Source organism: Nocardia sp. bgisy134 (genome assembly GCF_965341865.1).
Taxonomy (GTDB): domain Bacteria; phylum Actinomycetota; class Actinomycetes; order Mycobacteriales; family Mycobacteriaceae; genus Nocardia.
In genome coordinates this window covers 127105-146533 of record NZ_CBDQZP010000018.1, presented here as the reverse complement: position 1 = coordinate 146533, position 19429 = coordinate 127105, and the positions used below count along the sequence as shown (strand labels likewise).

Genomic DNA, 19429 nt, shown 5'->3' with positions numbered 1-19429 from the left:
GCGCAGCCAGTAGGTTGGCTGGCATGGTGGATTCCCACACGCTCGAACCCCTCGACATGGTTCCGGCGACCACGGCCGACGCCGCCCCGCTCATCGCCCTCCGCGACCGCCTGGCGCGCTGGATGGTCGCCAACGGCATCAGGCAGTGGCTACCCGGTGAATACCCCGTCGCGATCCTCGCGCGGGAGGCGACCCGCGGCGAGTGGTACGTGCGGCGCGAGCCGACCGGTGAGGTGGTGGCGGCCGTGCGGCTGGTCTGGCACGACCCCGACTTCTGGGGCGCAGGCGAGCTCGAGGCCGGGTACGTGCACGGACTCATGGTCGCGCCCGGCCACCGCGGCCGCGGAATGGGCGCGCGGGTGCTCGCGTTCTGCGCCGAACGCACCCGTGCGCGCGGGCTCGACCGGCAGCGCCTGGATACCGCCGCGGACAACCCCGGGCTGCGGAAGTATTACGCCGCACAGGGTTTCACCGAGCTGCGGGAGACGACGCTGCCGCCGCAGTTCCACGGCACCGACCGCGTCGTGTTGATGGAGAAGCTGCTGACCTAGGCGCCCTGTCTAGCGCGCGAAGCGGGACAGCACCGCCTCGTGCAGGAGTCCGTTGGTCGCGACGGCGTCGCCGCCGTGCGGGCCCGGCGTGCCGGACAGCGACGTGAAGACGCCGCCCGCCTCGCGGACCAGGATGTCGAGGGCGGCCAGATCCCACAGCGACACTTCGGGTTCGGTCGCGATGTCGACCGCGCCCTCGGCGAGCAGGCAGTAGCTGAAGAAATCGCCGTATCCTCGCACCCGCCACACGTCGTCGGTGAGTGCGAGGAAGTCCTCGCGCATCCCGCGCTCGCGCCAGCCGGACAGGCTGGAGAAGGCCAGGCTCGCCGAGTCGAGCCCGGCGACGGCCGACACCGAAATCGGGTGGGGCGCACCGGGATGGAAGGTGGTCCAAGCGCCCGAACCCGCCGCCGCCCACCAGCGCCGCGCCAGCGCGGGCGCGCTCACCACGCCCACCACCGGCACGCCGTCCTCCAGCAGAGCGATCAGGCTGGCCCAGATCGGCACGCCCCGCACGAAGTTCTTGGTGCCGTCGATCGGGTCGACCACCCACTGGCGCCCGCGGAATTCCGCGTCGCCGCCGAACTCCTCGCCGAGCACCGAGTCCTCCGGCCGCTCGTGCGTCAGCATCTGGCGGATCGCCCGCTCCACCGCGAGGTCGGCGTCCGAGACCGGCGTCAGATCCGGCTTCGCGTCCACCTTCAGATCCAGCGCGCCGAACCGCGCCCTGGTGATCGTGTCGGCCGCGTCGGCCAGCCGCAACGCGAGTTCGAGGTCAGAGGAGTGAGCAGCCACGTCAGCAAACCCTAATGGACGCGGCCGGACGCGGGCCGTCGACAGCCCGCGTCCGGCCGGACCGAAGCGTGGCACGCCCGACGGACTGTGCCGCGGAGTTCGTCGCAGGCTCGCGTATGGCCGGGCTGAGGCGGGGCGCGCCTGCCGGACGCGGCCGGACGGAGCGCGTCGTCGGCTCGCGCACAGCCGGGCCGGAGGCGGAAGTACGCCTACTGAGAACTGTCGGACGGACGCCGTCGGCAGCATGCGCACGACCGGACCGGAGACCCTGCACGCCCACTGCACTCGATCGAGCGCCTCAGGCGGCGACCGACGCCGTCCGGGCGGCGGCGAGCGCGGCGGCCCACCAGTGCAGCCGGTCGAGCATCGTCTGCGCCGCGGCGGCGGGTTCGTTCGGTTCGCGCAGCCGGCCTTCCTCGTCGAAGAGCAGGTAGTAGCGCGGGAACGAGACGTACTCGCGGACGGTGTGCGCGTTCAGTTCGTTGAAGACCTGCCGCAGGTGCTCGATCGCGAGCAGGCCGCCGCTGGCTCCGCTGTAGCCGACGAATCCGATCGTCTTGGCGTCCCACTGGGTGAAGTGCCAGTCGATGGCGGCTTTCAGCGCGGCCGGGTAGCTGCGGTTGTAGTCGGGGGTGACGATGACGAACGCGTCGGCGGCGGCCAGCCGGGCGCTGAGGTCGACCATGCCCTCGGGGCGCGGCGGGTTCGGTTCCATGGCGGGCGGGACCGCGGGCAGCGCGAGCGGCAGGTCGGCGTCGGCGAGGTCGATCACGTCGACCTCGAAGCCGCCGTGGCTGGCAGCCTGTTCGGCGAACCAGGCGGCCACCGTCGAACCGAACCGGCCCTCGCGGACGCTGCCGATGATCACCGCGAGCTTCAGAGCGGACATGTTTGCTCTCCTTCGATCGAGTGCGGTCGGTGCGACCGCCGCGTCTCAATCTGCTGCCGGACCGCGTGGGACTGGTAGACCGCGCGGAGAGTGGTAGTGGCAGGGCCACCCTTGCGGCGGGCCGTGCTTGTACCGTTCGGAGGGTGAGCGACAACGAGCTTGGCTTGTTTCTCCGGAGCAGGCGCGAGGCAGTAAGTCCGGCGCGGGTCGGCCTGCCCGCGGGTCCGCGCAGGCGTACCCCCGGACTCCGCCGCGCCGAACTGGCCACCGTGGCCGGGGTGAGCGTCGAATACATCACCCGGCTGGAGCAGGGGCGCGACCGTCATCCCTCGCCGCCGGTGCTCTCGGCGCTGGCCGACGCGCTCCAGCTCACACCGAGCGAACGCGTCCACCTGCATCGCCTGACCAAATCCGCCGACCCCGGGTTCAGCTGCACGGGCGGCGCGCAGCCGACGCGGCAGGTGCGCCCGACCGTGCGCGCCGTTCTCGATCACCTGGACCCGGCGGCCGCGGTCGTGGTCAACCGGCTCGGCGAGGTGCTCGCGTGCACCGAGGGCTACCGCAGGTTGATGGGCCCGACCGGCCTGCTCGACGACGACCCGCTGGCCAACCTGGCGCGTTTCGTCTTCGCCGACCCGCGCGCCCGTCTCGTCTACCCCGACTGGGACGACGTGGCCGACCAGCGGGTCGCGGCCCTCAAGCAGGGTCCGTTCCGCGCCGACCCGGCCATCGCGGCGCTCGCCGACGAACTCACGGTGATCGCGGGCGACGAGTTCACCCGGCGCGTGGAGAACGTGCCCAGCCTGCCCGCCGCCACCGGCATCACCCGGCTCGCCCACCCGGTGGCGGGCTCGCTGCGCCTGGCCTACGAAACCCTCGACCTGTTCGCCGACGACGACCAGCAGCTCATCGTCCACCTGCCCGCCGACGACGCCACGGCCGCGGCGCTGGACGCGCTGGCGGGCCGCCGCCCCAGGCAGCTGCGCGCGGTCTCCGGCTGAGACATCCCCCGCAAACGGCGGGCGCGCTTTTTCCCGCCTCGGCGGGGCCGGTAGTCTAATACATCGTGCATCCTGACGTTTCCGCTGATCTCGCCGAACTCGACGCCACGCTGAAGACGGTCGAGTCGGTCCTCGACATCGAGGAACTGCGCCGCCGCATCGATGAGCTCGAGCACCAGGCGGCCGATCCCGACCTGTGGAACAACCAGGATCACGCGCAGCAGGTGACCAGCCAGCTGTCCCACGCGCAGGGCGAGCTGCGCCGGGTCGAGGAGCTGCGCCAGCGGCTCGAGGATCTGCCGGTGCTCTACGAACTCGCCGAGGGCGAGGAGGGCGAGGCCCGCACCCAGGCGCTCACCGAGGCCGACACCGAACGCGCCGCGCTACACGCCGACGTGGAGGCGATGGAGGTCCGCACCCTGCTCTCGGGCGAGTACGACAAGCGCGAGGCGCTGGTCAACATCCGCTCCGGCGCCGGTGGCGACGACGCCGCCGACTGGGCCGAGATGCTGATGCGCATGTACATCCGCTGGGCGGACCGGCACAAGTACGCCGTCGAGGTGTACGACACGTCCTACGCCGAAGGCCAGGGCATCAAGAGCGCCACCTTCGCCGTGAAGACGCCTTACGCGTACGGCACCCTGTCGGTCGAGATGGGCACCCACCGCCTGGTGCGGATCAGCCCGTTCGACAACCAGGGCCGCCGCCAGACCTCCTTCGCCGAGGTCGAGGTGCTTCCCGTGGTCGAGACCACCGACCACATCGAGGTGCCCGAGACCGAGATCCGCGTCGACGTGTACCGCTCCTCGGGTCCCGGTGGCCAGAGCGTCAACACCACCGACTCCGCGGTGCGCATCACGCACATCCCGACCGGCATCGTCGTGACCTGCCAGAACGAGAAATCCCAGCTGCAGAACAAGATCTCGGCCATGCGCGTGCTGCAGGCCAAGCTGCTGGAGCGCAAGCGGCAGGAGGAGCGCGCCGAGATGGACGCGCTGAAGACCAACGAGGGCGCGTCCTGGGGCAACCAGATGCGCTCCTACGTGCTGCACCCGTACCAGATGGTCAAGGACCTGCGCACCAGCTACGAGGTCAACAACCCGACCGCGGTGCTGGACGGCGACATCGACGGTTTCATCGAGTCCGGCATCAGGTGGCGCATGCGAGAAAGCCAGAACCAGTGAGCTGTTTCAGAAGTCGCAGCATCCGCCGGCGGATGCGCGAAGGCTGAGCCGAATTGGTTCTCGGAACCCGCTCAGAAGTTGCGGCATCCGCTGGCGCACACGGGAGCAGGCGAATCAGTTTGCGGTGCGTGGCATTCCGGTGCGACGCGCGGCCCCGGTCGTTACTCCGTTGTAGCCTGTCTGGCGTGCGTGTTGCGGATGGTGTGAAACGGCAACCGGGATGGGCGAGGTGATCGCGGCGGCGTCCGCCGCGGACTCCACGGCCTGGCTGCGATCCAGCGGCCTGGAGATCGTGCTGCTGATCCTGGGCGTGATGCTGTTCAGCCGGTTCGCCACGTTCGTGCGCGACCGGGTCACCAGCAAGATCGACGCGGGTTTCCGCAGCAGCGACGCGCTGGTGCGGACCGAGGCGGCCAAACATCGGCACGCGCTGGCCCAGGTGCTCACCTGGGTCGTGCTGACCGTCGTCTACGTGCTGGTCGGCATGGAGGTGTTGCAGCGGCTCGGCTTCCAGGTGACCGGGCTCGTGGCGCCCGCCGCGGTGCTCGGCGCCGCGCTCGGTTTCGGCGCGCAGCGCATCGTGCAGGACATTCTGGCCGGATTCTTCCTGATCACCGAGCGCCAATACGGATTCGGTGACGTAGTTCGCATCGCCGTGGCTGGATCCGCGGAGATGGCCGAGGGTACGGTCGAGGACGTCACGTTGCGGATCACCACGCTGCGCAACGCCGACGGCGAGGTGATCACCGTGCCGAACGGGCAGATCGTGAAAGTGACCAATCTGTCCAAGGATTGGGCTCGCGCCGCGATCGACGTTCCGGTGGCGGCCAGCGCCGACATCACCAGGGTGAACGAGATTTTGCACAAGGTAGGAGCCGAAGCGTTCCGCGACCGCAGGCTCGAGCCGCTGCTGCTCGACGAACCCACCGTGATGGGCGTGGACGACCTCACGATGGATCAGATGAACATCCGAATGGTTGCTCGAACATTGCCGGGTAAGCAGTTCGAGGTCGGACGTGAGCTGCGGGTCCGAGTGGCCGCGGCCTTGCGCCGGGAAGGTATCAGTGAAACCACGTAAGTCGACCGCGATCCTGGGGGCGACCTGGGTCGCGACATTCGTGTTGTACCTGTTCGTCAAGCCCGATCAACCGGCTGCGACCGGGATCACTCAGGTCGTGAACACCATACCGGCGCTGGTGAATACGGAGCAGGCCGGACAGTAGCTGCAACTCTGGGGTGGATGCGCGGGTTTAGCTGGTTAGACTGGCTCCCCGTGATCACCATGCGGAACGTCACCAAGTCGTACAAGACGTCGACGCGACCCGCGCTGGACAACATCACGGTCGATGTGAGCAAGGGCGAGTTCGTCTTCATCATCGGACCGTCCGGCTCCGGCAAGTCGACCTTCATGCGTCTGCTCTTGAAAGAGGAGGCGCCGACCGCCGGGGAGATCCGCGTCGCGGACTTCCGCGTCGATCGGCTCCCCGGGCGCAAGGTGCCGAAGCTGCGCCAGCGCATCGGCTGCGTCTTCCAGGACTTCCGGCTGTTGCAGCAGAAGACGGTCCAGGAGAACGTCGCGTTCGCCCTGGAGGTGATCGGCAAGCGTCGCCAGGTCATCGACCGCACGGTGCCCGAGGTGCTGGACATGGTCGGTCTCGGCGGCAAGGGTGACCGGTTGCCCAGCGAGTTGTCCGGCGGCGAGCAGCAGCGGGTGGCCATCGCCCGCGCGTTCGTGAACCGGCCGCTGGTGCTGCTGGCCGACGAGCCCACCGGCAATCTCGACCCCGACACCAGCTTCGACATCATGGTGCTGCTCGAGCGCATCAACCGCACCGGAACCACGGTGGTGATGGCCACCCACGACAACCACATCGTCGACTCGATGCGCAGGAGGGTGGTCGAGCTCGACCACGGCCGCCTGGTGCGCGACGACGCGATCGGCGTGTACGGAGTAGATCGGTAATGCGCGCGAGTTTCCTTTTCAGCGAGGTGGCCACCGGTCTGCGTCGCAATGTGACGATGACCGTCGCGATGATCCTGACCACCGCGGTGTCGCTCGCCATGCTCGGCGGCGGCCTGCTCTCGGTCCGGATGGCCGACAAGACCGAGCAGTACTTCACCGGCCGCCTCGAGGTGCGCTTCTACCTCGACGAGAACATCTCCGCCAACGACCCGGACTGTGCTACCGATCCGTGCCGCTCGCTGCTGGCCGACATGAAGAACACCTCGGGCGTGGTCAGCGTCCAGTTCCTCAATCGCGCCGCCGCGCTGGACGAGGCGAAGAAGCTCTTCGCCGATCAGCCGGAGATGGTGCAGTACATCTCGGAGACGCCGCTGCCCGCCTCGATGCGGGTCAAGATGACCGACGGCGACCAGTACGAGCGCATCTACGACACCTACCACGCCCGCAACGGCGTGCGCACCGTCGCCAACGACCGCGAGTTCGTCGACCGGCTGCTTCGGCTGTTCGACGGCCTGCGCAACGCGGCGTTCGGTCTGGCCGTGGTGATGGCGCTCGCGGCGCTGCTGCTGATCGCCAACATGATGCAGATCGCGGCGTTCACCAGGCGCACCGAAGTGGGCATCATGCGGTTGGTCGGTGCGACGCGCTGGTACACCCAGCTGCCGTTCCTGCTGGAGGCCGTGGTCGCGGCCTTGGCGGGTTCGGTGTTGGCGATCCTCGGGCTGCTCCTCGCCCGGCCGCTTGTCATCGACCGGGCGCTCGGACCGCTGTTCGACAGCAATGTGTTCCCGCGGATCACCGGTGACGACATCGCCACGGTCGCGTTGACCATCGCGCCGGTCGGCATCCTGGTCGCGGCCGTCGCGGCCTACGGCACCCTGCGGTACTACGTCCGCGAGTGACGGGTCCACGAGTGAGGCGGAAAGTCGTTCATCCCCATGGGGAGAACTCGGCCGATACGGCCCGATCCACCGCGATGTAGCGGCGTGGTGGTCGGGGGTCGCTCGTAGGATGGGCCCCGTGAATCCCCCCGAACCCCTCCCTGCCGACGTGACCGTCTCCGTCGCCCCCGCGGGCGCCGAAAGCGCTGCGGCGCAAGAGGTTCTACGCAGGGTCTTCGGGTACGACAGTTTCCGCGGCGACCAGGCCGAGATCGTCGGGCACGTGATCTCCGGCGGGGACGCGCTGGTGCTGATGCCGACCGGCGGCGGCAAGTCGCTGTGCTATCAGGTGCCCGCCCTGGTGCGGCCCGGCGTCGGCGTGGTGGTCTCGCCGCTGATCGCGTTGATGCAGGACCAGGTGGACGCGCTCAGCGCGCTCGGTGTGCGCGCGGGCTTCCTCAACTCGACGCAGTTCCCGGACGAGCGGCGCACGGTGGAGGCCCAGTTCCTCGCGGGTGAGCTCGACCTGCTGTATCTGGCGCCGGAGCGGCTGCGGCTGGAGTCGACGGCCGAGTTGCTCGATCGCGGCAAGGTCGCGCTGTTCGCCATCGACGAGGCGCACTGCGTATCGCAGTGGGGCCACGACTTCCGGCCCGACTATCTGGGGCTGTCGATGCTGCACGAGCGCTGGCCCGACGTGCCGCGCATCGCGTTGACCGCGACCGCCACCGAGAAGACCCGTGACGAGATCATCGAGCGCCTCGATCTGGGCGGGGCGCGCCGGTTCGTGGCCAGTTTCGACCGGCCCAACATCCAATACCGGATCGAGCCGAAGAACCGCCCGGACCGGCAGCTGCTGGAGTTCATCCGCGCCGAGCACGCCGGTGACGCGGGCATCGTCTACTGCTTGTCGCGCAATTCGGTGGAGAAGACGGCGGCCTTCCTCAACGAGAACGGCGTCGGCGCGGTGCCGTACCACGCCGGACTCGACCACCGCACCCGCGCCGCGAACCAGGCTCGGTTCCTGCGCGAGGACGGATTGGTCGTGGTCGCCACCATCGCCTTCGGCATGGGCATCGACAAGCCCGACGTCCGATTCGTCGCCCACCTGGATCTGCCGAAGTCGGTGGAGGGTTACTACCAGGAGACCGGTCGCGCGGGACGCGACGGACAGCCGTCCACCGCGTGGATGGTCTACGGACTCAACGACGTGGTGCAGCAGCGCAGGCTGATCGACTCCTCCGAGGGGGACGCCGCGCACCGTCGGCAGCTGCAACTGCACCTCGACGCCATGCTGGCCCTGTGCGAGACCGTGGCCTGCCGTCGCACCCAGCTGCTCGCCTACTTCGGGCAGGCCGGTCTGCCGTGCGGCAACTGCGACACCTGCCTCACCCCGCCCGAATCCTGGGACGGCACCGTCGCCGCGCAGAAGCTGCTGTCGGCCGTCTTGCGCCTCAAGCGTGAGCGCGGTCAGAGCTTCGGCGCGGGCCATGTCGTCGACATTCTGCTCGGCAAGACGAACCCCAAGGTCGTTCAGTACGACCACCACGAGCTGAAGGTCTTCGGCATCGGCACCGATCTGCGCGATACCGAGTGGCGCGGCGTGGTCCGGCAGCTGCTCGCGCAGGGGCTGCTCACGGTGCACGGTGACTACGGCGTGCTGACCCTGACCGAGGCCAGCCAGGAGGTGCTGTTCGACGGCCGCCAGGTGCGGTTGCGTCGCGAGCCGGAGCGGGTCACCAAACCGTCGAGGTCCGCCAAGCCGGGCAAGGCGGCCGCCGCGGCCGACCTCGCCGCCGCCGATGTGCCACTGTTCGAGAAGTTGCGCGAGTGGCGCGGCGCCACGGCCAAGGAGCAGGGCGTGCCCGCCTACGTCGTGTTCCACGACGCGACGCTGCGCGAGATCGCCACCCGCAAGCCGGCGAGCCTCGCGCAGCTGGGCGCGATCGGCGGCATCGGTGAGAACAAGCTCGCCAAGTACGGCGAGCAGGTGCTCGAGGTGCTCGCCGCCGAGTGACCTGATGCGCACGTCCGGGTGCACGGACTGTGAAATATTGACCCCTCAGATCGACTGTCGCGCCGCCGTGGGCCAGGATGGTCCGGGAAATCGGAGTCGCGGAGGTCGGCATGAGTGGTGCGCAGGGGATCGGTCGTCGGGAATTGCTGGCGGGGGCCGCGGGGATCGCGGCGGGAGCCACCCTGGTCGGTCTCACGCCGGCCCAGGCGGTTCCGGTCGCCGCTGGGATCGCCAAGTTCGGGCTCCCGGCCGATCGCGCCGTGCGCGCGCTCGTCACCGGCGACGCGGGCACTGGCACGCGCACCCAGTGGGCGGTCGCGGACGCCGCCCGGGCGTTCCACGCCCGTGAACCGTTCTCGCTGGCGCTCGGCCTCGGTGACAACATCTACGAGAGCGGCCCGAACAGCGGCGACGACGTCCAGTTCGCGACGAAATTCGAGAACCCGAACACCGGGCTGGACTTCCCGTGGGCGATGGTGCTCGGCAACCACGACACCAGCTCGGTCATCGGCGGCGACGGCGGCTGGCTGCTGCGCGGAAATCACGAGGTCGAGTACCACGCGAACTCGCCACGCTGGTGGATGCCGAGCCGCTACTACTCCGTCCGGGTGCCGGAGGAACGGCCGGTGGTCGAGTTCTTCGTGCTCGACCTCAACCCGCTGGCCGCCTACCTGCCGCCGCTGTTCGCGCCGTACTGGGCGGTCGACGGCGAATTCATGAACGCGCAGCGCGCCTGGCTGGACCGGGCGATCGCCGAATCACCCGCACCGTGGAAGATCGCCTGCACGCACCACCCGTACCTGAACAACGGCCCGCACGGCGACGCGGGCAACTACGAGGGCCTGTCCATAGAACCCCTCAACGGCGTGCACGTGAAGCGGTTCTTCGAGGACCACGTGGTGGGCAAGTGCCATTTCATCCTCTCCGGCCACGACCACTCGCTCCAGGTGCTCGAGCCCACCGCGGCGGCCAAGGGCACGCGCCAGCTGGTGTCCGGCGCGGCAGCGAAAACCGTTGGCGCCGAGCCGCGCCGGACGCCAGGCGGCGCCGGGACGCCCGCCCTCTACGAGAACTACCACCAACTGGGCTTCATGGTCATGGACCTCAGCCCGAGCGCGGTGGATCTGCGGGTGGTCGCTGTGGACCCGGCGACGGGCGTGGGCTCCGAGGTCTTCGGCCGTCGCCTGGCGTAGACCGCCGCCCGACGGCACAGCCCACATCACCGAATCACAACACCCCGAGGGCTGCGCCGGTAAATTTCCGCCCCGGCGGTTACCGTGCAGGCATGGCACCCGGTGATGACCCGCCCGAGGGCGGCTCCGACACGTCCGGTGGATCGCCGCCACCCGACACTCCCGCCCCCGCGCCGCACGGCCCGATGGATCCCGCGGTGGAATCGGTGTGGCTGGGTCGTCGGCGCACACCCGTGCACCTCGGCCGTCCGCGCGTGTCCACCCTGCTCATGCTCGCCGCCTTCGTCGCGGTCCTCGTGATCTACATCGCGCTGCGGCCCGGCGGCTGAGCGCACAGCGTTGCACCGGCCACAGCGCTGGAATAAAACGATTGCCGCGTCACTTAGAGTTGACCGTTATGAAGGAAAAAGGGCGCAAGGTCATCGCGACCAACCGCCGGGCGCGGCACAACTACACGATCCTGGACGTCTACGAGGCCGGGATCGCGCTGGTCGGTACCGAAGTCAAGAGCCTGCGCGAGGGCAAGGCCTCGCTGGTGGACGCCTTCGCGACGGTCGACAACGGCGAGGTGTGGCTGCGCGGGCTGCACATTCCGGAGTTCAGCCACGGCACTTGGACCAACCACGCACCACGCCGGGTGCGCAAGCTGCTGCTGCACAAGCGAGAGATCGAGCGCTTGGTGGGCAAGTCGCGCGAGGGCAACCAGACGCTGGTGCCGCTGTCGATGTACTTCTCCGACGGCAAGGTCAAAGTCGAGCTCGCGCTGGCCAAGGGTAAGCAGGACTACGACAAGCGCCAGGATCTGGCTCGGCGGACCGCCGAACGCGAAGTGACTCGCGAGCTCGGCCGCCGCGTCAAGGGCATGAGCTGAGATCGTAGACCTGGAACACGGGAACCCCCGGGTGCGATCGAGCGGATCGCGCCGGGGGTTCCGTCAGTTCGGTCTCACAATCGCGCGCACGGTCCGTGCAGCGTCACGCGTTGCAGCGTCGGCCCGCGGAAGTCGGGCAACAGAGTCCGCGACCCCATCGGCGCGTTCGCGTCGGGCACGCCGATGACCGCCCGCTGCGCGGTGAGGTCCGGTTCGCCGGAGCCGTAGTTGTGCACGGCGGCCATGCCCTCCGAATCCACCGAGAGCCCGTCCAGCGCGCCGCGCACACCGGCGCGGGTGAGATCGCCCTCCGCCTCGGCGCGGCTCAGCACCGCCTTCATCGGGTAGGAGATCGCCCAGCCGAGGTTGTAACCCCAGTTCGTCGGCGGCTGTAGTGCCGCCGCGCGGGCATGCTGGGCGCCGACGCTGCGTCCGTCCCAGCCGTCGTAGGGCGAGGTGTAGTTGTACAGCGAGGTGATCGCCGCCGCGACGGGCGTCTTCAGCAGGGCCCCGTTCCAGGTCGGGGTGGAACCGAGGAATCGGCCGTCGTAGCCGCCGGCGACGAGTTTGCCGATGATCTCGGCGGTTTCGGCGGGACCGGTGGCCAGCAGCACGACATCCGGCGGGTTGGCCAGGATCTCGGCGACCGGCCCGTCCTGGTTGCCCACCTCGGCATTCGGGCCGGTGTCCACGCGGGCGGTGACGATCGCGTTGTTCTCCGACGCCCACCGCAGTGCGCCGTTGGCGTAGTCGCCGCCGTAGTTGCCGCGGAAGGCGACGACGGCGAGCGTGCGCGGCCTGGACTGGAACTGGGCGAACCAGTCCAGGCCCATGATCGCCTCGGTGCAGTACGAATATCCCGTGTCCAGCACCAGATTCCGGTCGGTCTCGCGATACTGCCAGCCCGACCAGAGGGTGCCCGCGCCGGTCAGCAGGTCCACCGCGTCCATCTCCGGCAGCACCGAAAGCGTCTGCGCCGTACCGAAACTCATCGCCAATGCCAGAACGTGCGGTTCGATCTGACGGAACTGCTCACGGTGCCGGTGCGGATCGTAGGCGGTGTCCCTGGCGTAGGTCGTGATGTCGACCTCGTAGTTGCCGATGCCGCCCGATTTGTTGACCTCACGCCAGAAGGCCAGCTGACCGTCGTTGAGCGCCTTGCCGAGCGGGGCGAACGGTCCGGCCTCCAGGTCGGACAGCACGCCGAGATAGATACAGCCCTTGCTCTTGTCGACCGCCTGCGGGCAGGGCGCGCTGGTGACGCCTTGCCCCGTCTCGGTCGACTCCGTCGAACAGGCCGCCAGTGCGAAGCCGAAGGCGATCGCGGCCGCAGCGGCGCGGAACAGCCTGCGGCGACGGCGGATTGGTCCCAAAGTTCTCTTCCTTCGATGGAGACGGAAATGCGTTGCCCGGTGGTCGGTCGGTTCACAGCCGGACGCACGGCCCGTGCATCGGCAGTTGCGGCAGGGTCGGTCCGCGGTAGTCGGTGGCCACCGTGCGCGAGCCTAGCGGCGCGGACGGATCGGGGGCGCCGATCACGGCACGCTGGGCGGTGTAATCCGGTGCGCCTGTGTTGTAGGTGTGCGGCGCCGCCATTCCCTCGAAATCGACCGTCAGCGCGGTCTGCGCCGCGCGCACGCCGACCCGGTTCAGCGGGCCGTTCGCCGCCGCCTTCGTGAGCAGCGCCCGCATCGTGTAGGAGACCGCCCAACCGAGGCTGTAGCCCCAGTTCGACGGCTCCTGTGGCGCGGCGGCGCGGGCCCTGCGCGCACCCGTGCTGTCCCCGCCCCAGCCGTCGACCGGCGAAGTGAAGTTGTAGAGCGCCGAGAGCGCCGGCCCGGCGGGTGTTTTCAGCAGCGCGCCGCTCCAGGTCGGCGCCGAGCCGAGGAATCGTCCCTTGTATCCCGCCGCGACGAGTTTGCCTACGATCTCGGCGTTTTCGGCGGGCCCGGTGGCCAGCAGCACGAGGTCCGGTGGGTTGGCGAGGATTTCGGCGACCGGCCGGTCCTGGTTGCCGACCTCGGCGTTCGGTCCGGTGTCGATCCGCGACGTGACCAGCACGTTGTTGTGCGCCGCCCAGCGCAGCGCGCCGTTCGAGTAGTCACCGCCGTAGTTGCCCCGGAACCCGATGACGGCCAGATTGTGCGGCCGGTACTGGTGCTCGGCGAACCAGTCCAGACCCATGATCGCCTCGGTGCAGTACGAATACCCGGTGTCCAGAACCAGATTCAGGTCGGCTTCGGGGTACTCCCAGCCCGACCACAGTGTGCCCGCCGAGGTCACGATGTCGGCCGCGTCCATCTCCTGCAGTAGGGCGAGGGTCTGCGCGGTGCCGAGGCTCATGGCCAGCGCCAGCACGTTCGGCCGGATCTCGCGGAACGCCTCCAGATGTCGGTGCGGATCGTAGGCGGTGTCCCTGGCGTAGGTCGAGATGTCGACCTCGTAGCCGCCGATGCCGCCTGCCTTGTTGACCTCGGTCCAGAATGCGGTCTGCCCGTCCTGCATCGCCCTGCCGATCACGGCGAACGGCCCGCCGCCGAGATCGGACAGCACGCCGAGGTAGATGCAGCCTTTGTCTCTGTCGATTGCGTTCGGGCACGGCGCGCTGGTGACGCCGGGTCCAATGGTTTCGCTCGGCGTGGAACACGCCGCGGCCAAGACGAGCCCGACGATCATCGGAACCGCCGCGGCGTGGAACAGACGACGACGCCGCCTGCTGGTGTTGCCCATTATTGCTCCTGTCGCAGCCACCGGACGCTCTCGATTCCGGTACGGCCGAACAGGAACAGTACCGGTCAGGGGGTCGGCAAGAAGGCGGTTTCGCAGTTGCCGTGGCGTCGTCTGGCGCGGGGTGAACAAATCGGACGACTGACCAGTATGAGGCGGGGTGGATCGGGTGCCCGTTTCGGTAGGTGGGGGGGCAAATCGTGGCTGGTCGGAGGTGGTGTCCACCAGCGGTGCATCCTCCTGCGGTGGGGCTCTCGCTGCGGTGCGCCGATCTCTTGGAACTGTTCCGTCGATGCGGCCGTTGGACTTGTTGACACCTGCCCGACAGCGTGCCGCGAACCGGCCGGTCAGGCTCGAGCGTGATCGCACCTGATCGATATGAGCCGCTAGGCGCGCAAATAATCGGGATGATCCGACGTCTGGTGAGTGTTAGCATTACTAGCCCGCAAGGTGCGGGCGCGTACGGGGCTGAACGGTTTCGACTGCGTACGTTGATTCAGGGGAAGCGTGTCGGTGCAGGCAAGAGACCACCGTAAGCGTCGTTGCAACCAATTAAGCGCCGATTCTCATCAGCGCGAGTACGCTCTCGCTGCCTAAGCGATAGCGTCTCTGTCGGCCCGGGATATGCCCTCGGTCCCGGTGCCGGCATCAGCTAGAGGGCTCACCGTCCGACTCGGTCGCGGAGCCGGACGGGACATCTAACAGCGACTGGGATCGTCATCTCGGCTTGTTCGCGTGACCGAGAGATCCGAGCAGAGACACAGCGAACTGCACACGGAGAAGTCCTGAAGACACGGCGGAGGACCCGGGTTCGATTCCCGGCAGCTCCACGAGTGCAAGGCCCATGCCCATGGAGGGCATGGGCCTTGCTCGTTCCGCTGAGTGTTTGTGGGGGTGCAACCCCCACACCCCGCCCGGCGGGCTTCGCCCCCGGACCCCCGTCCCATGGCTGCCTACCCAATGGCGCGCCACCCCCGGGCCCCCACCCGATGGGCTGCCTACCCAGTGCCATGCCGCCTCGGATCCCCAGCTCATGGCCGCCTACCCACTGGCATGTCGCGCCATGACCCCCAGGGCTGCCGATCCAAATGCTGCGCGCCCTGCGGGCCTCTACTCCAGGGCTGCCTAGTCGATGCCGTTCCCCCGCCGATCGGATCGCCTTGAGTATGATATCTGAGGCATTTCGGGGCAGATCTTGCAGGTATACTGTCCAAAATGCCTTTCAACTCGGTGTCGGGAGGTGGCAGATGCTTCGTAGCTTCAGGGTCGGCAACCATCGTTCGTTCGCGGACGAGAACGAGCTGCTGCTGATGCCTGCCGCTGACGATCGGCCTGCGGTTCCGGTTGCCGCGGTGTACGGGGCGAACGCCTCTGGGAAGTCCAACCTGTTGGATGGGCTCCGGTTCATGCAGCGGGCGGTGACCCAGTCGTTCTCCCGGTGGGAGCCCTTCGCAGGTGTTCCGCGCGCTCCTTACAGCTTTCGGACGAGTCACATATTCTCTGTCGCGTCGACTTACGTCGTCGAGATCGTGGCCGACGGAATTCCGTGGACGTATGGGTTCACGGTCGATAACGAGCGGGTGCTCGAGGAATGGCTTTTCAGCTATCCGGAGAAGCGTAGGCGGGTGCTGTTCCAGCGGACCGGGGACGAGTACAGCTCGGGGTCGGTGATGGCCGAGCATCGGGCTCAGCTCAAAATCATGCAGGAGCTCACCCGACCGAATTCCCTGTTCCTGAGTGCTGTTGCCCAGGCCAGGCCGGATATGTTCCAGCCGGTACACCGCTGGTTCCGTGAAACGCTGATTCTTCCGGACGGGCAACGTGCTTCGACAGATGCGATCGCACGTCGCCTGCGTGGCGTTCTACTTCGTGGGACGGCGGCGGAGGGGGCTCGTCTGGTGGAGCTGGTTCAAGAAGCAGACTTCGGAATTGCCGCCATCGATACACCTGTTGTTCCGGAGGCTCTGCTCGATTCCATCCCGCCCGGGCAACGGCTCGACATCACAGGGCTGAAAATGTTCGATGAGTTCGCTTCGAGAAGTGAAGCGCAAGTCGATGACTCGACGGATAGGATTCCTGCGGTGCACGACGTGTACGGGGATAGAGTTGCTCGCGCGTTGCCTCCGCTGGTATTCGTTCATCACGGCAGCGAAGGGGCCGTGCTGCCGCTGGAGCAAGAGTCCGCGGGCACCATCGCCTGGCTCGAGATCCTGCCCGGAGTTCTGGACGCGCTCGATCACGGGCGGGTTCTGGTCATCGATGAGATCGACACCAGTCTTCATCCGCTGCTCACCGCGTCGCTGATCGAACTGTTCCAGTCGGATGAGACCAATCCTCATGGCGCGCAATTGATCCTGACGACGCACGACTCCTCCCTTCTCGGTACGGTCGTTCGTCCCGATGGATTGCTGCGCCGCGACCAGGTGTGGTTCGTCGAGAAGGACGCGAACGGGGCCAGCTCACTGTATCCGTTGACCGATTACAAGCCGCGCAGCGAGCACAATCTCGAACGTCGCTATCTCGGAGGAAGTTTCGGTGCGATCCCGCGGGTCGACTTCCATCGACTCGCAGAGGCTTTGCGGCATGCCCACCCGGCGTGAGAACTCGCGCCGTCGACGAGCGCCGTTCCGCGATCCGGTGACGCTGATTCTGATCGTGTGTGGCGGCGAAGTCACCGAGCCCGCGTACTTCCACGGTCTACGTCGACACCTGCGCAATCCGGCAACCAAGTCCGCGGTGACGGTGCGCCCCGAGGATCCCAAGCGCGTCGTTGCCTTCGCGGCCAGGCAACGCGCAGACTACGACCAGATCTGGTGCGTTCTCGACGTCGACGAGTTCGACTACTCCGAAACGATCCGAATGGCACGGACGTCGAAAATTGATCTGGCGGTGTCGAATCCGTGTTTCGAGTACTGGCTGCTACTTCATTTCGAGAATTGCGATGCCACCCTGACAGGTTTTCGAGACGTCGAGAAGCGGCTCAAAAAGCACCTCCCGGCCTATGACAAGTCTGCGCTCCGTTTCGCGGACTACATCGAGGGTGTCGAGGAAGCCGTGCGCCGCGCGAAGTCGCGGAGCGTGGACGCCGGCGATGAGCATCGCGCCAATCCGTCGACGGGTGTGTGGAAGCTGGTGGAACTTATGCTGCCTGAATCGTCGGAGCGGTAGCGACCTCGGGCGGAGCCGGATTCGACGGGCGCGGAGGGAGAGGCTTCGTCTCACGGCGGGGCGGAAGGATTCAGCCTCGATATTTCGTCGGGCCTTCGGCCCCTGCGATCGGGTTCGGATTGGTTGTTGGCCGTTGATCAGCGGATTTCGGGCAAATTGGGGTGGCCGGTCAGCAGGTTGGCTGCAGGGTTCCACGGGCCCGGGTGGGTGTCCGGCCTATATCCAGACCGCGCACGGGCCAAGCGAGAGTGGTGGTGCAGAGTCTTTCGGATGTCCGATTGCCGATCGGACGACGGTGGAGGTCGCTCTCAGCGCGATCCGTGGGTCATCGCGGTGGTGATGGCGAAGCCTGCGATCCACTCGGGAATGGGCACGTAGAAGCGTGACGTCATCCGGTAAGGGCCGGTCGCGGCCAGCGAGGCGTATGCCGCGATCCAGGTGCGCACCTCGTGCGCGGAGCCGCCGCCCTCGGCGCCCATCCACTCGGGGGTCCACTCGTCGATATCGGCGAGCCTGCCGTCTTCGAAGGTGTCGAGGACAAGGTTGTCCCAGCGTGGGTTGATCGGCATCATCGTGGTCGATCCCGCCGCGTAGGAGTGGCCGGCCTGCAACATTCGATGCTCGCTGCGAGCCCGCTGTTCGGGAGTCGGCGGGTGGCCATCGATGAGGGCGTCCGCGACGCGGCGCGGTGCGTTCTCGAGAACGGGAACCGGCGGGTCGTGGGACAGTCCACCGGATGCCACGAACATGACCCGCATGCCGAGTTCCCGCGCGGCCGCACCGAGAGCTGTTCCGAGAGAGCGGATGCGATGAAGGGGACCGAACGGCGCGGCGACTCCGTTGACGAAGACCGGGACGACCGGAATGCGGTCCATCCCGCCGAACAGTATCTCCAGCGGCTGGACGAATCCGTGGTCCACCGCCATACGCGCGGAGACGGGCAGATCGATGCCGCGCTCCAGTGCACCGCGGGCCAGTTGTTTCGCCGCGGCCGAGTCGACCGAGAGCGAGCCGACTCGGGAACCGAAGTCGCCGATCGAATACGCCTCGGTCCCGAGGCAGAACGGCGGCATCTGACGGTAGAAGAAGCCGTTGTAGTGATCCGGTGCGTACAGGACGACCAGATCCGGCGCGAACTCGGCGACGAAAGCGCGCGTGGCGGAGATCTCCGCATAGACACGTTGCAGAATGTCCGGGGCCGGATCGTTCTTCCCGATGAGGGGTGAATGCGAGAGTCCCACGAGAGCGGCGGTCATGAGCATGCTCCTTCCCGGTCCGGATGGACGACGAATTTTCCGGTCCTCGCGCCGTCGATCATGAAACCCTTAAGAATCACCGCGAACCATCCGGGCGTTCCAGGTATCTCGCCGAGCACTAGACCGGACGGCGGGTCGTCGGCGCTCTGCGAAATTGCGGTGGCAGCGAGCATGGTCGCAACCCTGCCCTGATAGCCCAGCCGGACCACAGCGCGCGTTCCCTACAGCGGAACGTGCTGTGGATGAGCACGCTCGCAGGCGGTTGTCTGACACCATGACCACCACCATGCGACCCGCCGCCTCCGATGCCTGCGGCGCAGCGGGCGAATCCCCGCGCACCGCCCTCGGTCCGCCCAGGGGTTCGTTGACCCGTCCGGATCCGCAGATGGTGACCACCCCTGACCGGAGGGGCCGAGGGTGACGCAGGAACAACGGGGGACATACGAATTGTGGGCCGGTCCGGCGAACACACCGGTGACCGTCGATGTCGCGCGTTGCGCCGACGGCAGGCTGCGGGTCGCGTACCCGGTCGGCGCCCATGATGTGGAGGTTCGGATCACCGGGGCGCCGAGCGCGCAGGTTCTCACCGACGCGCTCGCCGCGGCGACGTCGGCGATCCTCGATGCCGACCCGCACTGTCGGCGTGTGGTTTTCGCGGTTCCGAAGGGCGACGAAGCCGGCCTGGCCGCCGCCGAGCTCGCCGGTTACCGGCACGTGGTCGACGTCGACGTACCAGGGCAGTCGCTGGGCTTGCTCGTGGTGGAACCGGCGTGGGTCACCGCGGCCGATATCGACAACGAGCACGTTCCGGGCACATGATCGTCGAGCGGCCCGTGGCGGCGTCGCGGGGGTTGCCTGACCCGACCCTCACCGCCGCCGAGCGCGCCCTACTGCGCAAGCTCCATGGCTGCCTCGGCGAGCTGCTCGCCGCCC

General features: G+C 67.9%; 18 protein-coding genes and 1 other RNA gene. 14 read left to right on the top strand and 5 right to left on the bottom strand.

Annotated features, from left to right (window positions below; translation table 11 throughout):
- Nucleotides 1-23 precede the first annotated feature (23 nt).
- On the top strand, nucleotides 24-551 hold the full coding sequence (locus tag ACRWNM_RS28025; protein WP_431971097.1) for a GNAT family N-acetyltransferase: 528 nt from the start codon (nucleotides 24-26) through the stop codon (nucleotides 549-551).
- A 9-nt stretch (nucleotides 552-560) separates the two neighbouring features.
- On the opposite strand, the gene hisN is transcribed toward ACRWNM_RS28025, so the two are convergent.
- A complete protein-coding gene (gene hisN / locus ACRWNM_RS28020; RefSeq protein WP_431971096.1) occupies nucleotides 561-1346 on the bottom strand; it encodes a histidinol-phosphatase in 786 nt (261 codons plus the stop codon).
- A 298-nt stretch (nucleotides 1347-1644) separates the two neighbouring features.
- Entirely contained in the window at nucleotides 1645-2235 is a 591-nt protein-coding gene (locus ACRWNM_RS28015) for an NADPH-dependent FMN reductase (RefSeq protein WP_431971095.1), read from the bottom strand.
- A 143-nt stretch (nucleotides 2236-2378) separates the two neighbouring features.
- Between ACRWNM_RS28015 and ACRWNM_RS28010 the strand changes: the two genes are divergently transcribed.
- From ACRWNM_RS28010 to smpB, 9 genes are all read left to right on the top strand, one after another.
- Nucleotides 2379-3236 (top strand): helix-turn-helix transcriptional regulator, encoded by an 858-nt coding sequence (locus ACRWNM_RS28010; RefSeq protein ID WP_431971094.1) that lies wholly within the window; start codon nucleotides 2379-2381, stop codon nucleotides 3234-3236.
- A 65-nt stretch (nucleotides 3237-3301) separates the two neighbouring features.
- Nucleotides 3302-4420: a peptide chain release factor 2 gene (prfB, locus tag ACRWNM_RS28005; protein ID WP_431971093.1), complete on the top strand. Its 1119-nt coding sequence runs from the start codon at nucleotides 3302-3304 to the stop codon at nucleotides 4418-4420.
- Between the two features lie 220 nt (nucleotides 4421-4640).
- Nucleotides 4641-5498 (top strand): mechanosensitive ion channel family protein, encoded by an 858-nt coding sequence (locus ACRWNM_RS28000; protein WP_431971092.1) that lies wholly within the window; start codon nucleotides 4641-4643, stop codon nucleotides 5496-5498.
- A 195-nt stretch (nucleotides 5499-5693) separates the two neighbouring features.
- Complete coding sequence (gene ftsE, locus ACRWNM_RS27995; protein ID WP_431971091.1) at nucleotides 5694-6383, top strand: cell division ATP-binding protein FtsE; 690 nt, start codon at nucleotides 5694-5696, stop codon at nucleotides 6381-6383.
- Nucleotides 6383-7285, top strand: coding sequence for a permease-like cell division protein FtsX (gene ftsX, locus ACRWNM_RS27990; RefSeq protein ID WP_431971090.1), 903 nt, complete (start codon nucleotides 6383-6385; stop codon nucleotides 7283-7285). Before ftsE ends, ftsX begins: the two co-directional genes overlap by 1 nt.
- Nucleotides 7286-7403: 118 nt before the next feature.
- On the top strand, nucleotides 7404-9281 hold the full coding sequence (recQ, locus tag ACRWNM_RS27985) for a DNA helicase RecQ (RefSeq protein ID WP_431971089.1): 1878 nt from the start codon (nucleotides 7404-7406) through the stop codon (nucleotides 9279-9281).
- A gap of 110 nt (nucleotides 9282-9391) precedes the next feature.
- Nucleotides 9392-10474, top strand: a complete 1083-nt coding sequence (locus ACRWNM_RS27980) for a metallophosphoesterase (RefSeq protein WP_431971088.1) — start codon at nucleotides 9392-9394, stop codon at nucleotides 10472-10474.
- 92 nt (nucleotides 10475-10566) lie between these two features.
- Nucleotides 10567-10803: a hypothetical protein gene (locus ACRWNM_RS27975; protein ID WP_431971087.1), complete on the top strand. Its 237-nt coding sequence runs from the start codon at nucleotides 10567-10569 to the stop codon at nucleotides 10801-10803.
- A gap of 68 nt (nucleotides 10804-10871) precedes the next feature.
- Entirely contained in the window at nucleotides 10872-11345 is a 474-nt protein-coding gene (gene smpB / locus ACRWNM_RS27970; RefSeq protein ID WP_379051876.1) for an SsrA-binding protein SmpB, read from the top strand.
- Between the two features lie 74 nt (nucleotides 11346-11419).
- Here smpB and ACRWNM_RS27965 read toward each other — a convergent pair whose 3' ends face one another.
- Both ACRWNM_RS27965 and ACRWNM_RS27960 read right to left on the bottom strand, forming a co-directional pair.
- Nucleotides 11420-12718, bottom strand: a complete 1299-nt coding sequence (locus ACRWNM_RS27965) for an ABC transporter substrate-binding protein (RefSeq protein ID WP_431971086.1) — start codon at nucleotides 12716-12718, stop codon at nucleotides 11420-11422.
- Nucleotides 12719-12770: 52 nt separating this feature from the next.
- Nucleotides 12771-14075: an ABC transporter substrate-binding protein gene (locus ACRWNM_RS27960; RefSeq protein ID WP_431971085.1), complete on the bottom strand. Its 1305-nt coding sequence runs from the start codon at nucleotides 14073-14075 to the stop codon at nucleotides 12771-12773.
- 461 nt (nucleotides 14076-14536) lie between these two features.
- On the opposite strand from ACRWNM_RS27960, the gene ssrA reads away from it, so the two are divergent.
- The 3 genes from ssrA to ACRWNM_RS27945 all read left to right on the top strand — a co-directional run bounded on the left by ssrA (nucleotide 14537) and on the right by ACRWNM_RS27945 (nucleotide 17240).
- Nucleotides 14537-14905: a transfer-messenger RNA gene (ssrA, locus tag ACRWNM_RS27955) on the top strand.
- A 414-nt stretch (nucleotides 14906-15319) separates the two neighbouring features.
- Nucleotides 15320-16672: an AAA family ATPase gene (locus ACRWNM_RS27950; RefSeq protein WP_431971084.1), complete on the top strand. Its 1353-nt coding sequence runs from the start codon at nucleotides 15320-15322 to the stop codon at nucleotides 16670-16672.
- Nucleotides 16656-17240, top strand: coding sequence for an RloB family protein (locus ACRWNM_RS27945; RefSeq protein WP_431971083.1), 585 nt, complete (start codon nucleotides 16656-16658; stop codon nucleotides 17238-17240). The genes ACRWNM_RS27950 and ACRWNM_RS27945 overlap by 17 nt, the downstream gene beginning before the upstream one ends.
- Nucleotides 17241-17548: 308 nt before the next feature.
- Here ACRWNM_RS27945 and ACRWNM_RS27940 read toward each other — a convergent pair whose 3' ends face one another.
- The gene (locus ACRWNM_RS27940; RefSeq protein ID WP_431971082.1) at nucleotides 17549-18496 is read right to left on the bottom strand and encodes a 3-carboxyethylcatechol 2,3-dioxygenase; all 948 of its coding nucleotides are present in this window, start codon (nucleotides 18494-18496) and stop codon (nucleotides 17549-17551) included.
- A gap of 417 nt (nucleotides 18497-18913) precedes the next feature.
- Here ACRWNM_RS27940 and ACRWNM_RS27935 point away from each other — a divergent pair, with 417 nt between their 5' ends.
- Nucleotides 18914-19315 carry a hypothetical protein gene (locus tag ACRWNM_RS27935; RefSeq protein WP_431971081.1) on the top strand — a complete coding sequence of 134 codons (402 nt, stop codon included), beginning with the start codon at nucleotides 18914-18916 and terminating at the stop codon, nucleotides 19313-19315.
- The last annotated feature ends 114 nt before the right edge of the window (nucleotides 19316-19429 follow it).

Bases quoted from the DNA above. Each gene is read 5' to 3' on its own strand.
- ACRWNM_RS27980 (WP_431971088.1), top strand. From the start codon at position 9,392: ATGAGTGGTGCGCAGGGGATCGGTCGTCGGGAATTGCTGGCGGGGGCC.
- ACRWNM_RS27945 (WP_431971083.1), top strand. From the start codon at position 16,656: ATGCCCACCCGGCGTGAGAACTCGCGCCGTCGACGAGCGCCGTTCCGC.
- ACRWNM_RS28025 (WP_431971097.1), top strand. From the start codon at position 24: ATGGTGGATTCCCACACGCTCGAACCCCTCGACATGGTTCCGGCGACC.
- ACRWNM_RS27975 (WP_431971087.1), top strand. From the start codon at position 10,567: ATGGCACCCGGTGATGACCCGCCCGAGGGCGGCTCCGACACGTCCGGT.
- ACRWNM_RS28015 (WP_431971095.1), bottom strand. From the start codon at position 2,235: ATGTCCGCTCTGAAGCTCGCGGTGATCATCGGCAGCGTCCGCGAGGGC.
- smpB (WP_379051876.1), top strand. From the start codon at position 10,872: ATGAAGGAAAAAGGGCGCAAGGTCATCGCGACCAACCGCCGGGCGCGG.
- ftsX (WP_431971090.1), top strand. From the start codon at position 6,383: ATGCGCGCGAGTTTCCTTTTCAGCGAGGTGGCCACCGGTCTGCGTCGC.
- ACRWNM_RS27940 (WP_431971082.1), bottom strand. From the start codon at position 18,496: ATGACCGCCGCTCTCGTGGGACTCTCGCATTCACCCCTCATCGGGAAG.
- ACRWNM_RS27950 (WP_431971084.1), top strand. From the start codon at position 15,320: ATGCTTCGTAGCTTCAGGGTCGGCAACCATCGTTCGTTCGCGGACGAG.
- ACRWNM_RS28000 (WP_431971092.1), top strand. From the start codon at position 4,641: ATGGGCGAGGTGATCGCGGCGGCGTCCGCCGCGGACTCCACGGCCTGG.
- ACRWNM_RS27960 (WP_431971085.1), bottom strand. From the start codon at position 14,075: ATGGGCAACACCAGCAGGCGGCGTCGTCGTCTGTTCCACGCCGCGGCG.